At 50.0% G+C, this 16,354-nt stretch carries 13 protein-coding genes; 12 read left to right on the forward strand and 1 reads right to left on the reverse strand.

What is annotated here, in order from left to right; genetic code table 11:
* Positions 1 to 61: 61 nt before the first annotated feature.
* From ACYVJT_RS12100 to ACYVJT_RS12155, 12 genes are all read left to right on the forward strand, one after another.
* A complete protein-coding gene (locus ACYVJT_RS12100; RefSeq protein WP_343959409.1) occupies positions 62 to 1,864 on the forward strand; it encodes a polysaccharide biosynthesis protein in 1,803 nt (600 codons plus the stop codon).
* On the forward strand, positions 1,861 to 2,997 hold the full coding sequence (locus ACYVJT_RS12105) for a DegT/DnrJ/EryC1/StrS family aminotransferase (RefSeq protein ID WP_343959350.1): 1,137 nt from the start codon (positions 1,861 to 1,863) through the stop codon (positions 2,995 to 2,997). The genes ACYVJT_RS12100 and ACYVJT_RS12105 overlap by 4 nt, the downstream gene beginning before the upstream one ends.
* A complete protein-coding gene (locus ACYVJT_RS12110; protein WP_343959348.1) occupies positions 2,994 to 3,617 on the forward strand; it encodes a sugar transferase in 624 nt (207 codons plus the stop codon). Before ACYVJT_RS12105 ends, ACYVJT_RS12110 begins: the two co-directional genes overlap by 4 nt.
* Positions 3,607 to 4,326, forward strand: a complete 720-nt coding sequence (locus ACYVJT_RS12115; protein ID WP_343959346.1) for an acetyltransferase — start codon at positions 3,607 to 3,609, stop codon at positions 4,324 to 4,326. The genes ACYVJT_RS12110 and ACYVJT_RS12115 overlap by 11 nt, the downstream gene beginning before the upstream one ends.
* A gap of 9 nt (positions 4,327 to 4,335) precedes the next feature.
* Positions 4,336 to 5,538, forward strand: a complete 1,203-nt coding sequence (locus ACYVJT_RS12120) for a glycosyltransferase family 4 protein (protein WP_343959343.1) — start codon at positions 4,336 to 4,338, stop codon at positions 5,536 to 5,538.
* Entirely contained in the window at positions 5,535 to 6,494 is a 960-nt protein-coding gene (locus tag ACYVJT_RS12125; RefSeq protein WP_343959341.1) for an NAD-dependent epimerase/dehydratase family protein, read from the forward strand. The genes ACYVJT_RS12120 and ACYVJT_RS12125 overlap by 4 nt, the downstream gene beginning before the upstream one ends.
* A complete protein-coding gene (locus ACYVJT_RS12130) occupies positions 6,487 to 7,761 on the forward strand; it encodes a nucleotide sugar dehydrogenase (protein ID WP_343959339.1) in 1,275 nt (424 codons plus the stop codon). Before ACYVJT_RS12125 ends, ACYVJT_RS12130 begins: the two co-directional genes overlap by 8 nt.
* 536 nt (positions 7,762 to 8,297) lie before the next feature.
* Positions 8,298 to 8,966 carry a glycosyltransferase gene (locus ACYVJT_RS12135; RefSeq protein ID WP_343959337.1) on the forward strand — a complete coding sequence of 223 codons (669 nt, stop codon included), beginning with the start codon at positions 8,298 to 8,300 and terminating at the stop codon, positions 8,964 to 8,966.
* Positions 8,967 to 9,872: 906 nt separating this feature from the next.
* Positions 9,873 to 10,883: a glycosyltransferase gene (locus ACYVJT_RS12140; protein ID WP_343959334.1), complete on the forward strand. Its 1,011-nt coding sequence runs from the start codon at positions 9,873 to 9,875 to the stop codon at positions 10,881 to 10,883.
* Positions 10,884 to 10,969: 86 nt separating this feature from the next.
* The gene (locus ACYVJT_RS12145) at positions 10,970 to 12,268 is read left to right on the forward strand and encodes an oligosaccharide flippase family protein (RefSeq protein ID WP_499418440.1); all 1,299 of its coding nucleotides are present in this window, start codon (positions 10,970 to 10,972) and stop codon (positions 12,266 to 12,268) included.
* A 490-nt stretch (positions 12,269 to 12,758) separates the two neighbouring features.
* Positions 12,759 to 14,123, forward strand: a complete 1,365-nt coding sequence (wzy, locus tag ACYVJT_RS12150) for an O-antigen polysaccharide polymerase Wzy (RefSeq protein ID WP_499418441.1) — start codon at positions 12,759 to 12,761, stop codon at positions 14,121 to 14,123.
* Positions 14,124 to 14,220: 97 nt separating this feature from the next.
* Positions 14,221 to 15,303 (forward strand): acyltransferase family protein, encoded by a 1,083-nt coding sequence (locus tag ACYVJT_RS12155; protein WP_343959328.1) that lies wholly within the window; start codon positions 14,221 to 14,223, stop codon positions 15,301 to 15,303.
* Between the two features lie 54 nt (positions 15,304 to 15,357).
* Here ACYVJT_RS12155 and ACYVJT_RS12160 read toward each other — a convergent pair whose 3' ends face one another.
* Complete coding sequence (locus tag ACYVJT_RS12160) at positions 15,358 to 16,158, reverse strand: IS5 family transposase (RefSeq protein WP_343959326.1); 801 nt, start codon at positions 16,156 to 16,158, stop codon at positions 15,358 to 15,360.
* Positions 16,159 to 16,354: the final 196 nt, after the last annotated feature.

Here is a 16,354-nt window from a genome sequence, read left to right on the forward strand (position 1 = left end):
CACCTCATCACCAATCACACACCTCAAATCACATCCATGCACCCAAGAAGGTGCTGCTGTGATGTTTACAAATGAATCCAGCCGAACACTCAGGGTTCGGCGCGCACGATATAAAACCGCTATTCTCTCCTTTCTAGATGGCGGCATTTGGATCATTGCTACTGTCGTTGCATCGCAACTGCGGTATGAATTCGATCTGACAAGCACGGACTGGGACGCCACACTCCTATTGGGCATAGGTATGGCTCTATTCTTCGTGATCGTAGGCTTTAGCATCGGCCTGTATCTCAATCGATATGCCTACGGTTCATTCGATGAAATTCGCGTAGTTACCATCGCAGCATTTATGACCAGTGTGATCTTTTCGCTCGTTCTACTCTTTGTGGGCTTTGAAGCGGAATTGCCGAGAAGTCTTGCGATTATCGCCTTCCCTCTAGCGCTGGTGGCGATGTTCGGAGTGCGATATGCATACCGCCTGTTGATCGACAGGAACCGTAAACCGGGTTTGGTCGCAACACCGGCACTTGTTGTTGGCGCAGGGCAAGCAGGCGAAGTCGTAGTGCGCGCTATGCGGACAGATCCACAGTCACCTCTCCGCGTTGTCGGTCTCATTGACGACGACGTGACGAAAAAGCGGCTCCAGCTTCATGGGGTGCCTGTCCTTGGAGGGACACAAGACATTGCGAGCGTGGCTAAACAAACAGGGGCAAAAGTTCTCATTGTTGCAATAGGTGATGTCCAGCAAGAGTTATTGCGAGATTTAACTGACAGCGGCACTGCTGCCGGACTGAAAGTTATGAGGGCGCCGACGATTCAGCGAATGATGGAGGGCCCAATTGCAGCTCAAGATCTTCGGTCAGTTTCTATTGAAGATCTCATTGGACGTACAGCGGTAGATACTAATATCGAGGAGATCGCTGGGTTTATTACCGGAAAAAAAGTCCTCGTTACTGGTGCTGGCGGCTCTATCGGTTCTGAGCTGTGTGTACAGCTATCGAAGTTTGGACCCAAGGAGCTGATTATGCTCGACCGCGACGAGACAGCATTACAACAAGCTCAGATCCGAAGCCAGGGTAACGGTCTTCTCGATGGCGAAGAAATTATTCTCGCCAATATTCGCGAAGCCGACGTTATCCGCAAGATCTTCGAAGATCGCAAACCGGACGTTGTATTCCACGCGGCAGCGCTCAAACACCTGCCAATGTTGGAAAAGTTCCCACATGAGGCATGGAAAACCAACGTGCTTGGCACACTGAACGTTGTGCAGGCAGCCATGGCAAGTGATGTATCCACGTTTATTAACATCTCAACTGATAAAGCTGCCAACCCTTCGAGTGCTCTCGGTCATTCCAAACGGGTAGCTGAAAAAGTTACAGCGTGGGCAGCGAAAGAAACTGGACGCCCATATTTATCTGTGCGGTTCGGCAACGTGATTGGAAGCCGGGGCTCGATGTTACCTACTTTCCAATCCCTGATTGAAAGTGGGGGACCCCTCACAGTCACCCACCCCGACGTCACTCGGTATTTCATGACCATCCCGGAAGCCTGTCAGCTGGTTATCCAAGCTGGCGGAATTGGACGCGCAGGCGAGGTCCTCATCCTCGACATGGGAGAACCGGTAAAAATTCTGGATATCGCAAAACGCATGATCGCGATCTCCGGAAAAGACATCGAAATCGTCTATACAGGTCTTCGTGAGGGAGAGAAACTCCACGAAGAACTCGTCGGAGTCAAAGAAAACTTGGAACGTCCATTTCATGAGCAGATTTCACATGCGACAGTGGATCATTTAGCACCAGAGAATATGGATCTGACTGTCTGGCTTGAGCGCATGGAAGATGAGAAGGGAACAATAAAAACATGAGTGAACGAATCTTTCTTTCCCGGCCAGATATCACTGAACTCGAAGAACAAGCAGTTCTGGCAGCAGTTCGAAGCGGTTGGGCCGCGCCTGCCGGGCCGGAGATCGATGCCTTCGAACAAGAAATGGCTGAGCGAATTGGAGTGAGTTACGCGGTGGCGTTGAGCTCCGGCACCGCCGCTTTACACTTGGGTCTCCTGACTCTGGGCGTAAAGCCCGGTGATATCGTCGTCACTTCGACTATGACCTTTGCGGCAACGGCTAATGCCATCACATATACTCGTGCGACCCCATATTTCGTCGATTCAGACCCCGTTACCGGTAATATGGACCCTCAGCTCTTGCATGAAGCTCTATCTGAACTTACTGAGCAGGGCACTCCCGCTGCCGCTGTGGTCCCTGTGGACTTGCTCGGCAAAACTGCGGACTACACACAGCTTGAACCCATCTGCGAAGAATTCGACGTGCCTATTCTGGCTGACGCCGCTGAGTCACTCGGCGCTACTCATAACGGCCGCCCGGCGGGATCGTTCGGTAAGGCAGCGGTCCTCTCCTTCAATGGAAATAAAATCATGACGACTTCCGGTGGCGGCATGCTGTTGACAGACGAAGGCGATTTTGCCCAGCACGTACGGTACTTATCAACTCAGGCACGACAACCTGTAGTGCATTATGAACACACTGATATTGGCTATAACTACCGAATGAGTAATGTGCTAGCCGCCCTAGGAAGGGCGCAACTATCTCGCCTCGATGAAATGATAGAACGTCGGCGGTGTTGGCGTGACAGATACCGAGATTTTGTCGCAGAGATCCCCGGAGTCGATATTTTCGGGGGTACTGATGAGGAAGATAATTGCTGGCTAACCTCCATAATTATCGATCCGAGTACCTCAAACCTCTCAGCCGATACCCTACAGGCCGGACTACAGGACGCTAATATTGAATCGCGCCCCCTCTGGAAGCCTATGCACCTGCAGCCAGTGTTCTCGGGTCAGCCTGGCAAGATTACCGGCGCCTCACAGAGGCAGTTTGAATCAGGGTTAACGCTGCCCAGCGGATCTGAAATGAGCGAATCCCAGTTTGAACTGATAACTAACGCGTTGTCCCGTATCGTGGAGCAGTTTGGATTATGAGAAACGCAAAAAAGTATGATTATCTCAAGCGTGGACTTGATATCGTCTGCGCCGGGGTAGGGCTCGTCGCTCTGTCACCAGTCATCGGCGTGACTGCTTTAGTGGTCAAGGTGAAGCTAGGTTCTCCAGTGATATTTAAACAGGAGCGGCCCGGGCTCAAAGGAGAGCTATTCACACTCTATAAGTTTCGTAGCATGCTCGATGCTGATGAGTCTCGCGGTATTGTGACTGATGAGGATCGGATCACACCGTTCGGTAGAAAACTACGCGCAACAAGTTTGGATGAGCTTCCGTCGTTGGTGAATGTCCTCAAAGGCGAAATGAGTATTGTGGGTCCGCGACCACTACTAGTGCATTACTTACCCCTCTACACCGAAGAACAAGCCCGGAGACATGAAGTTCTGCCTGGCATAACGGGTTTGGCACAAGTGAATGGGCGCAACGACGTTGAGTGGGAAAGTAAATTTGAACTTGATGTCCGCTACGTTGACCAACGGAGTTTAAGACTGGATATTGTGATCCTCTGGCGTACCCTCGCGGCTGTTGTGAATCGCAAAGGTGTTAATAAGGCAGGTTACGAACTTACTGACTACTTCGGAGGCTTGCCCCATGTCAGTTGAGGTAGTAGTCATTGGGGCTGGCGGATTTGGGCGTGAAACTCTTGATGTGATTGAAGCACATAACTCTGACGTGCGGGCTCAGAGTAAATTCGAACACCTAATCGATGTCATCGGCGTGGCGGATGACTTACCGAGTCCCCAAAACTTACAGCGATTAGAAGACCGCGATTACACGTATTTGGGTACTGTTGATGAGGTTGTTGCTAAAACAAGCCCCATGCGCTTTATCCTGGCTATCGGAGCTCCCAAGATTAAGGACCTCGTGGATAATAAACTTTTGAGTGTTGGGTGGAGGGCCCTGACGGTGGTGCACCCAGCCGCCACGGTGGGCACTCGATGTGTATTAGGCGAGGGCAGCGTTATTTGTTCTGGTGCACAGATCTCAACAAACGCCCGCTTTGGTCGGCACGTTCACGTGAACCCCAATGCAACAATAGGTCACGACACTATCCTGGAAGATTACGTCTCGGTCAACCCCGGCGCTGTTATCTCCGGCGAAGTTATCGTCCAGCGCAGGACTCTCGTCGGCGCAGCGTCTGTAATCCTGCAAGGTCTAAAAATTGGTCACTCGGGCATTATCGGCGCTAGCGCCTGTGTTGTGAAGGACATGGACCCTATGGCTACCGTTGTAGGAGTACCCGCACGACCTCTACCTAGGCAACTAGGCGAGGTCTCGAACCGTTCGAACAAGTACGAAGAGGCTAACTAGACGTCGATTATGAAAATTATTTATCCCCCAGGAAAACGAATTCTTTTCGGCACAACAGTGGGCTTAAGCGCCCGGGCTCTTCTTCGAGGCCAACTTGCTTGGTTTCGTCGACGGGGATGGGAAGTTACACTTGCCACGTCTCCAGATAAAGACGCGAAGTATGCTGCAGAACGCGAAAAAGTCTCTCTTCTCGGAATACCAATGCAACGCCACATCCAGCCGTCTAGAGACCTCAAGTCGTTAATCGACTGGGCGCGAGCCATTCGAAAAGTGCGACCCCATGTTGTCAACCTAGGCACGCCTAAGGCGAGCTTACTTGGGATCTTTGCCGCTTGGATTCACAGAGTGCCGAAGCGTATATATACCGTTCGTGGCCTACGTCTAGAAGGAACGTCCGGTCTGCTGTCAAGGCTTCTGTGGATTATGGAACGGGCGACAATCATGATGGCTACGGACGTTATCGCTATAAGTCCGTCACTTGCAAAAGAGCTTGTGCGACGTAGATTGACATCCTGGGATGACGTATGGCTTATCGGTGAAGGCAGTAGTAATGGGGTCGACACAGTTAAGATCAAGGATCGGATAGCGCAAGTCGATGGGTCATCACTTAGAAGACAACTCGGCATCGAACCGGGCAAATTTGTCGTGGGTTATATCGGTCGAGTCACGCCTGCCAAGGGCGTAGACGTGCTTTTGACTGCACTAAAAAGCACGAACCTTAGAGCTGACGTAGAACTTCTCATCATCGGTTCGATCGAGGACTCAGCCCTTGAGACGGTCATCCAAGCCACTAGTTCCCGGATACGTGTGGTGCCATGGACCGACGATATGTGGGGATACTTGCCAGCGATTGATCTGCTATGCTTGCCAACTCTTCGTGAAGGGTTTGGAAATGTTGTCATTGAAGCAGCAGCAGCTGGAATTCCTGCCATTACGACGCGTGTGACTGGTGCCATTGATACGATAGTGGACGGTGAGACTGGGTTACTCGTGGATGCTCGTGACGCCGAAGCTCTAGTAGATTGTTTTAATTTACTCGCGGACGACCGTGGTCTGGCGCGTCGACTAGGTGATAACGCTCAACATCGGGCTGAAACTCAATTCCAACCCGAGAAAATTTGGTCTGGAATAGAAGCGATCGCTCTAGGCCGTTATGACCTGCCACAACCCAAAAGACTCCCTCAATATCTCGAAAGTAGTGACGTTAAGTGAAAGTTCTGATTACCGGTGGGGCCGGGTTTATTGGCTCCAACCTTTCCAAGCATTTCCTGGATTCGAACCAGTTCGAGACTGTACGTGTTGTGGATGATCTCAGCACAGGTTCTAGAAAGAACTTAACCGGATTAGATGTCGAATTCATTGAAGGATCGATTTTAGACAAATCGATCCTGACGCATGCCATGGAAGAGATTGATTCAGTAGTCCATCTAGGGGCTATCCCTAGCGTGCCGCGGTCTATTGCGCATCCCGTGCGATCTCATGATGCCAATAGCACAGGTACGTTGATGGTACTTGAGGCTGCTCGCGCACAGGAGGTCGAGCAGGTGATTGTTGCTTCCTCAAGTTCGGTTTACGGATCAAACCCAAAACTGCCCAAGCATGAAGACGATTGGACTAGACCGATGAGTCCTTATGCTGTCAGTAAACTTGCTACGGAAGGCTATGCACTCGCTTACCAGGCAGCATATGGACTGAAGACGCTAGCTTTCCGCTTTTTCAACGTTTATGGCCCAGGTCAGGCGGCGGACCACGACTATGCAGCTGTCATTCCGAAATTTATCGATGCAGCCCTAACGGGAAGATCTGCGCAGATATATGGGGACGGGACTCAATCACGTGACTTCACTTACGTTGATACCGTATGCCAAGTGATAACAGAAGCTGTCCTGAACAAACGATACAGCAACGCCCCCATGAACTTGGCGTTTAACACCAACACGACCTTGCTTGAACTTTTAGACGAGATTGAAAACATTCTGGGTCAAAAAGTCGAACGCCAGCATAGAGAGCCTCGTCGAGGAGACGTCAAAGCATCGCAAGCTGATTCCACATCAGTAAGCCAGATGTTTCCGAATGTACGACCGACCAAGTTAAGTGACGGACTCACCGAAACTATTAGTTGGTTTAAAAAGGAATTAGTCACTAGAAAGGGGCTCGAAAATGGATAAAGAAACTTGCATCGCTGTAGTAGGTCTAGGTTACGTAGGGCTTCCGTTAGCTGTCGAATTCTCAAAACACTACGATGTAGTAGGCTTCGATATTAGCGCTCGTCGAGTTCAGGAACTGAGAGCAGGACATGACCGGACTCTTGAAGTGCCAGACCACGAATTACAGAGCGCAGCCAGGCTGGAAGTGTCGGCGGATGAATCGATCCTAACTAAAGCCAACGTCTATATCGTCACAACCCCGACTCCAATCAATGAACACAAAGAACCCGATTTAGGGCCGCTACTAGCTGCGTCCACTTCGATAGGCAATGCTCTTCGTGAAGGCGACGTTGTCATTTATGAATCCACGGTCTATCCCGGCGCCACGGAGGAGCAGTGTGTGCCGGTCCTAGAGAGAGTTTCAGGATTAGAGCTCAATAAGCATTTCACAGTCGGGTATTCTCCTGAGAGAATTAACCCGGGCGATAAAAAGCACCGGTTATCTGATATCACTAAAGTAACTTCTGGATCTACTCCGGAAGCTGCCGAACGCATAGATTCCCTTTATAGGTCGATTATTACGGCCGGGACACATCTCGCACCGTCCATAAAAGTGGCTGAGGCAGCGAAAGTAATCGAAAATACCCAGCGTGATGTTAACATTGCATTGATCAATGAACTCGCGCTTCTGTTTGCACAGTTAGAGATTGATACCCACGATGTATTAGATGCAGCCGCTACCAAATGGAATTTTCTACATTTTACTCCAGGGCTAGTTGGAGGCCACTGTATCGGCGTCGACCCGTATTACCTGACACATAAAGCTAAGTCGATAGGTTTTCATCCTGAAATGGTCCTAGCGGGACGACGCATAAATGATTCGATGGGCAGCCATGTAGCCGCACAACTCGTAAAATTGTTATCACAGCGCGCTATGCCTATTAACGGGGCGCGTGTGCTGATTTTAGGATTGACCTTCAAGGCGAATACGCCTGACCTGCGTAATACTAGAGTTGTCGATATCGTGAGTGAGCTTTGTGAATACGGCATCAAGGTAGATGTCTACGATCCGTGGGCTTCCGCTACCGAAGCTTGTGAATATTTGGGCATTGAACTGCTGAACGAGGTAGAAAGTCGCACTTACGACGGCATAGTCCTGGCCGTCCCCCATGAAGAGTTTGTAGAAGATGGAAATGATAGGATTCGTGAATTACTCCGCTCGGATAATGGTGTCGTTTACGACCTCAGATCCCAGCTGTCTCGCGACGTCGTAGACCAGCGGTTTTAGAAAACTAAAGATCTATTGTGAAAAAACAACTTGTTTTCGCGATTCAGTCGCGCCTACAGCGCGACGCCGACGGTGTGATTCGGGCGCCAGTGGGCTACGCCCGATATGAAGCATGGACCGGTTACCTTAAGACCTTTGACGAAGTAGCACTCGTCAGTAGGGTGGAGTCGGTGCCTAATGCTAATGGCCCTAAAGTTGAAGGTCCAGGCCTCCGAGTAATAGAGGCACCGTACTACCGTGGATTAACCCAACTTGTAAGGGTTCTGCCTCGCCTTCGAAAGTTTGTTCAGAGCAATTTCACGAAACGGGAGGTATTCTACGGTGGGCGACTGCCTGATGTGATGGGGATCTTGCTGTTACACCAGGCTCGGATCCTTGGCGCCCGATTTCTAGCTCAAGTGGTCGGCGACCCCGCAGAAGTATTGCGAAGCGGTGCTGCTGGGCGCGCGGGCATATTTATAGCTCCACTATCAGCGTTTTTGACGCGGCAGACGGTTTTGAGGTCAGACGCTGTTATATATGTAACTCGTAGGGTCTTGCAAAGTATTTATCCGCCAGCACCTAATGCCTCTGTACTGTCGCGATCGAACGTAGAGCTTTCAAGAGAGGCCATTGCGCGAAGGCCGCGGGATTACGCAGAAGATGTGATAAGCGATCCTGTCCGCATCATTACTGCAGGTAGCCAGGAACAGAATTATAAAGGCCATGACCTTTTGATTCAGGCTACGCGAATATTACGCAAGCAAAGCCTAAAATTGGAGGTCACGATAATTGGTGGAGGGAAACTCCACAGCAGCCTGAAAGCACTAGCTGTGGAGTTGCAAGTGAGCGACAATATCCACTTCATTGATCGGCTCCCGTCAGCAGATCACGTCAGAGAATTTATTTCAAAGTCGGATCTGTTCGTGCTGCCTTCAAGGACTGAGGGGTTGCCTCGAGTGCTGATTGAGGCAATGGCTAGCGGAATAGCATGTTTGGGTGCCAACGTGGGTGGAGTACCTGAACTACTCGGTAATGAATGGATTTTTCGGCCCAACGATCCTTCCGCTCTAGCCAGTATTGTTATGTCGGTGGTCGGGAATCCAGAGAGGCTCTCAACGGGCGCCCGCCAGCAATGGGTCGTGGCACGGGAAATTGCTGCCAACTACTCAGGTGATGATGTGCTTTCAGAGTTTCTTGATGAATGGGTTACAGAAGAGGGATAACGTGCAAGTAACACAAGCGACAAATAATCGCCCTCCTCGCAGAGGACTCAGGCGGTACATTAAGAAAGCTGGCGAGATTGCATTCAATTCTTTCATCGCTAAATTACCTAACCGCGGCTTTAGGAACCTGCGAGTAATGGCGCTGCGGTCTCTTGGGGCCCAGGTCGGACAAGAAGTGCGGCTCAGTAGAAATATCAAAATATTGGGTGCAGAGCATCTAGTACTAGAAGACAAAGTCTCAATTGCAAACTCGGTACTCTTAGACGCAAGGGCCGGTTTGAGAATAGAAGAGGGCGCGCTCATCGGCTTCGAGTCAATTGTATTGACCTATACACATGCATGGCCCGACCCGAAAACCCCAGTACAGTTCCAAGGCGCCATCGGGAAATCTCTCACCATTGGGTCTCTATCGTGGCTAGGTATGCGCGTGATGGTCCTACCAGGTGCAAACATCGGACGTGCAAGTGTTGTAGGTGCGGGTGCAGTGGTTACTAAGGATATTCCAAATCAAGTTGTCGCAGCCGGGAATCCATGCGAGGTAAGAAATGAGCGGCTGGATCGCACCAACTAACGTGGAGATATTACGGATCCATACTGTTACAGATTGTAAGGTGCGCAGGCCGGTCTGAGCCTACGCCGTCGCCGGCATTACGAAAGGTTGTGCTAATAGCTACCTGCGCAAATACTCAATCTGGTACCTTATGAGGATCTCAAAACCAGGGGTTTGATTAGTCGCCCTGCATAAGGGTGTTTTCCAATATGAAAGAAGGGACGATGTTTCCTCAAGCGGCCTCGAACCAAATCGGTGAGCTACCTTTACCTCCAAGTGGTGTCATGCATGTCTTTAGTAGGCTGGGACGCGGCGGGGCCGAGTTACGAACGTGGGAAATCGTTCAGCAGACTGGAATGCTTTTTACGTTTCTGGCCGTCTCTGGCGAAACGGGTTCGTTGGATCAGGAAATCCGTCACGGCGGTCACCAAGTAGAGTACGTCGAAATTAAGAATGTTCGGGATATATGGCGCGCAGCTCGGCTGATGAAACGAAGTCGCCTGAGAGTCGTGCATTCGCATTTAGGTGTCGCCTCTGGGCCCGTTATTCTCGCCGCATGGATTGCTCGGGTACCAATTCGTATTGCACACTCTCGCAGTGATGCCGTCGGTGGTGCGACTTCTGGTTCACGACGAATCTACTTGGCATTCTCAAGATTATTGGTTAGTGCTCTCGCTACCGCAGTGCTTGGTGTCAGCCCAGCTGCCCTCGAAGGCTCAGGTCTATTACGTGGCCGTTGGCGTTCTCGGGCACAGGTTATTCCGAATGGTTTAGATGCCATAGCCTTGCGGAAAAAAGCACAAGTCGGACGTGACAAACGGAAGCTGGACTCTCGGGATCGTTTGGTAATTGCTAATGTGGCTCGTCTTGAACGGTCCAAGAATCGAAAACGGGCCATTGATATATGGGCGAATGTAGCACTACATCGTCCAAGCACCTTAAAGCTGGTTGGGCCTCTGAACGAAGACGAAGCTACTTATGCTGCTCGGATTGCAGTTGATGACGACATTTCGCGAATGGGGTCAAACATTGAAATTATAGGCGAATCACCGAAAGTTGCTGAGCATCTCGGTGAATCTGACGTACTACTAGTCACTTCATCGCGTGAAGGGCTCCCAGGGGTTGTTCTAGAAGCGCTAGCTTGTGGAACACCCGTCGTCTCGACGAACCTGCCAGGAGTTGAATGGATCAAATCCTACACAGAAGGTATTGATTCCCTGGATCTAGCAGAGTCTGATGAAACGTGGGCCAAGGCCCTCTTAAGAGCTTCCGAGGGTCGCGCAGCAATACACGCCTCTTTCCTAAAGAGTCCCTTCCAGATATCGCGAGCGGTTGAGGAGCACCTGCGCGTGTGGGGTTTACAATGAGTCATCACGGAGACGGATCGAACTTGCCTTATTTCGCTGTTAGTGGTTTTTAGATGCAGAGAATTCACCAATTAGTCAATGCGTTCTTGAGAAAAACAGGTCACACAATCTCTCAGGTGATAGCGAAGATTAACATACATCGTCGATCCTCTCAGAGGCGAGAAGCGTTTGGCGCCATCCTATGGAACTTTACAGGCATGCTGTTCAGCTTAATCACGGGAGTGTTGACGGCCCGCTTACTTGATCCTGATGATCGCGGACTATTGGCACTAGCTATAACAGTCTCGTCAGTTGGCTTTCTTATTTCGTCCATGGGGACTAATCACGCGGTCAGGACTTTTCAACCTAAGGCACCCTGGGCGAGTTTACGCACCTATTTGCGCCTCACGACCCTGCTACTCGTACTGAACTTAATCATTGTTAGTAGCGTTTTAACTGTTTTCGTTTTAGTGGGCTTTACAGACTTCAGTATTAATATTATTATAATTTCTTTACTGGGTGCGTTTACGTTCCTGGGTAGTCAGATGTTGGATCTCTTCAACGCGGTCGGAAGAGTAAGCTTATCTGCGTTTGCAAATACGATCGGCCATTTCATAACGATGGTCGTTCTAGTTGGGATTTACTTACTAGATGCCACGTCACACCCACTAATGGGAGCTCTTTGTGCTTATGTAACCGGCTTCTTGGTAAGAATTCTCGCCATGATTGTCTTTATTAAAAGATTCAAAGTCGATCTCGGTACAGTATCGGCTGATAAAGGTAAGTCGCTTCTCCGTAATGGCATAAGGTTTTGGGGCATCGGACTCGGTCAGACCTTAACGTTTCGTTCCGATCAACTATTTCTTGGTTTCTTATCCAACGCCTATAATCTCGGCATATATGCTGTAGCGGTTACGCCTGCTTCGCTAATGCAGGTCGTATCTAACTCGATTGGTCAGGTAGCCTATCGAGAGGCTGCAGCAGGAACTATGACTGTTCAAAAATATAAAAAATTCCTGTCAATAAGTTTAGGCATAACGCTTATTTATGGCTGCCTCATTTGGATATCAGCTCCGTGGCTAATTCCGTTCGTTTTCGGCTCCGACTACGCCGATTCAGTTGTTATCGTGCGTACGTTGTTGATAGCTGAGCTTTTACTGAGTCCTTACTTGATCACAGTGCGGGTTCTGGCTGGCTATAATCGACCTTATATATCCAGCGCGTCAGGAATACTTGGTTTTGTTACTCTCGCCGTCGTGCTTTCTATTCTGGTGCCCGTCCACGGAGCGCTTGGTGCTGCTCTAGGAAGTGTCGTAGCTTATGGGGTCATGCTCCTTGTCGTTGGCGTCGGCATTAACAAGACGTTCAAGCGGCAAGAGGTGCCGAGTCATATGGGAGGTATTTAGTGCCATCTCAGACTATGTATCCCCTGAACTAATGATCCGAGCAAGACGTCTACCTCTTGGTGAGAGACATAGCGGTGCCAATATCTTGGCAGGGGCCATCTCTAGGGAGCCACTGGAGAGGTGAATCGAAATTGGCACCTGTAGGGATGGGAATCAAAGCTTAAGTCAATATCGTTGCGCATCTGAACATAGGTTCTCAGACTTTGAACGCTGAAGCGTAATTATTCAACCATAACTACGTCGTTCTCTACAGCCCAGCTAGGGTAATTAAGAATTTGAAAGTGTCTCGTGAAATAGTACGGCAAAGAGATTTCGTACCTATCCGGGACAATTCATCGTTTGCCGAAGGAACGATTTGATAACCACCAATCAGAATAAAGTTGCGGGCACTGGATCTCGCAAACGCTCCAAGTTCCGTGGGCATGCCAGTAAAGCGCCGTTAGAGGTTCGATTAAGACGTCGAAGGCCCTTGCACCTTATTCTGTGGTTTTTGTTGGCAATAGGAACATTGCTCGCCAGTGTTTATTTAGGGCCCCCATCCCGCTCAGTTATGGCATGGATCGCTCTTGTAATCTACGTGCTAGGTATTTTTTCATTAGCCCGTTGTACGTGGACTGGATTCTGGTCGCCAGTTACACTTTTCCTTGTCGTCGTGGGTGTGTTCCATTATGGATTAATCGTCAACATTTTGTCAGGGATCGACCCGGATTTCCCGAGAGCAGCTGACTATATCTGGTACAACGGACCCGTAGGTGTTTATGCTACTCATCTGACGACGCTTGGTGTTGTTGCATATGTTTTTGTCTCTCTGCTTGTTTTAGGTATGGTAGGACAAAAGAAACGTCCCATCTATGCAGATGAACGTCTCAGCGGCGCTGACGACGAGCTGGCTTATCGTCTATCACGCGCAGGTTCGTGGCTGCTTCTCATATCTACTGCCCTATGGTTTATTTCGGCTATTTCGAGCGTGGGGTTAGCGGGTCTCTTTGGGTCCTACCAGGATTTTTTGGCTGCTACACGGCCCACGAATTTGAACCTGACATATATGGGGATTGGCGTGGGTCTCGGGTTGACAGTCATGACACGTGCGAAGAATCTCGCTGTACCAGCGCTTGTCTTGTTTGCTTTGTTTGCAGTGATAGGCTTCTTTCTGGGCCTACGAGGGGAGGTTCTTTTTCCCATGGCCGTCGCAGCCTCGGTACTGGCACAAAGGCGTTCTATGCCGAACGTTCCGGTTGTGCTCTTCGGTTTGGTAGCTTTATTGGCTTTGATCGCAACGGCTAAGCAAATTAGAGCTACAGGTCTTTCGGCATCAGGCTTGAATACAGTCGACGGGTCGCCTGTAGCCGCACTAACTGAACTAGGTTCAACCCTTCGTGTCGTGGCTACAGTTGTTCAGTGGCATGAGGCGGGTGATCCGTTCCGCCTGGGAGATACATATACTGTGTCCATTGCTAGAGCTGCAGAGCAGGTGACCTTGGGTGCACAGCGTCTACCTGTTTATGAGGACATGAGGCTATTTAACGTGGAGATCCTCAATCGAGCCGGCGGGATTGGCGGTTCGGTTATTGGAGAGGCATACCACAATCTTGCCGAAGTGGGCGTAGTGGTCATTATGGCAATAATTGCCATCATAATGGTAGCTTTTTCGCGAGGTTATGGGACGGCATCACGCATGGCTATTTACATAGTGGTCGCGGTTCCTCTATTTAACCATATTCGGAATTCTTTTGTTCCAGTCGTCCCGGCAATTGTATTTGGCTTAATCTTTGTTCTTGTTGTGATCCATGTGGCCCGAAAGCGTATAGCCGATTCGCAGCAACGCGAGACCAAGGCAGAGGGTGTGGCTCGTTGATGAGAGATATGAGAACTCGCGGTCTAAATTGCCGAGAGGTTGCACCAATTATAAACGAGCAGATTTACGACTTTACAATTTTACACCCGGAGGATCTGTGTCTGTCGAATTAAATTCGCGAGTGGTGAGAGCTCGTGGGCAACGTATCCTGTGGCTCGATTATGCCAAAGCATTCGCAATTCTTGCTGTCGTAATTACACACGTGATCACAAAATTCGTAATCCCTTTGGATATGAACGGATCCCAGTTGTTGCTAGGCTTCGTTGTCGCGTTTCAACCGTTACGGATGCCTATCTTTTTCTTAGTGTCAGGACTGCTAGGAGCAAGCGCGCAAAGCATGCCGTGGAGCGAAGTACTCAGGCGTAAAACTGGCTCATACTATTATATATACGTGGTCTGGTTAGTTTTACAGACTGTGCTTTTCCTATCCCTTCCACGGGATATTGAGATACCAACTGCTGTCGCTAATGATATTCCTAGCTTTATTTCACAGTTGACTTATAACCCGAGTAACCTGTGGTATTTATGGGCCCTGGCACTTTTCTTTCCTATAGCGAAACTCGGTATCGCAATACCGCGCTTAACCCTTGGGATCTCTTTATTAGTCGCCACCGTTGCCGCAATGGGTATGCTGTCACAGTTGCAATTACTGAGCACAGCGCTGCTCAACCTCCCTTGGTTCTTAGCTGGAGCCTATTTTTCTAATGTTTTTCTGTCCATCGCGGAGTCACGACAAAAACGGAATATTTGGTTGAGCGTAATTTGCTTTATGGGTCTCCTAAGCTTTTATCTAATTGTTCGAATCGCTCTAGGTCCAATATTTTCGGGTTTGGTCTATAACTTTCTAGCTCTGAGCGGGATAGCCGCCATTATTGTTTTGTTTCCTCGGGTAAGTTCTGCCTTAAGGAAATGGAGACTCCTGAATGAACTTATTGTTTATATTGGCAAAAATACCGTTCAAATATATGTGCTTCATGTTCCGATCATAACGGTAACAGCTCATTTTTTTGGGTTCCTTTCTGGTGGGCTGGCATTAGCCATCGCTCTCGTTATTCTGACGACTATTCTTATTGTCCTTTCGTCTTTATTGCTCGGTAGTGGCGTACAGAAGGTTTTCCCTTTTCTCTTCTCCCCGCCAAAATGGGTAACTGAGAAAGGACGAACTGTTACAGGGGTTTGACTAAGAACATGTGCCGATAGGTTAGGGTTTTCGTTCGGGTCGGGTGTCCCAGCGCTAGGTGGTCCAGGCTTCGCGGACCAGTCGGCGGATCATGATGATCGCGTTGGCTAGCGCAATAAAAGCGTCGTTGACGGTGGCCCGGCGTTCGGTGTTGACTAACAGTTTTTTGAATCCACGGGTGTGCCAGGCGTTGGTCCGTTCCACCACCCAGCGGGCTCCGGCTTGTAAGGGTTCGCCTTTGGTACTGATCTGCCAATCGTGGCCCAAAGCGGTCAACAGCCCACGGGTTTTGGCGGAGTCATAACCGGCATCCAGATGCACCGTGATCTGCTGTGGCAGATAGTCACCAAAGCGGTCTAATTTCTGCAACGTGGGTGCCAGTAAGGGTGAGTCGTTGCGATTAGCCGGGGCGGCGAGGACACCGATGGGGATGCCGGCGCCGTCGGTCATCACGGAGCGTTTGGTACCTTGCTTGCCGCGATCTACCGGGGATCTGCCTGCGATTTGGCCGCCACACGGGGCTTTGACAATACATCCGTCAACGCACAGATTCTCGAGTTCCAAGCCCACGATTCGGTCGTAGGCTTCTAAACAGAGCTGTTCTAACGCAGTGAAGATGCCGGCGCCAATCCATTCATCTCGGCGCCGCCGGATCGTGGTCGCCGAACACGTGGTATCGCTGATCTTGGCATAGGAAGCACCCAGCACCAGCACTTGCACCAGCTTGTCGAACACGACTCGGTCTGGGATGCGAGGCCGGTGGCATCCTAGCGGATGCTCATCGACTACGGGTGGGATGAGTGCTTCAAATTGGCTCCATAAGGGGTCCATGATGAATAATGGAACAGCAGGCATAGGGCTCCTGGCAAACGATGAATTCTAGACAAATCCATGTTTAACAGGCCCCTATGCCTGTGAATCGTCCCTGGTTTGATGGAGGGTGTGCCAGATATCCCGGAAGGATAAGCTGATTGGACTATGGCCAATTATAAATACCCTCAAGAATTACGTGAGCGCGCAACGAGGTTGTGCCTGGAAGCCCGTCGGGATC

It is taken from the genome of Yaniella soli (assembly GCF_054782375.1).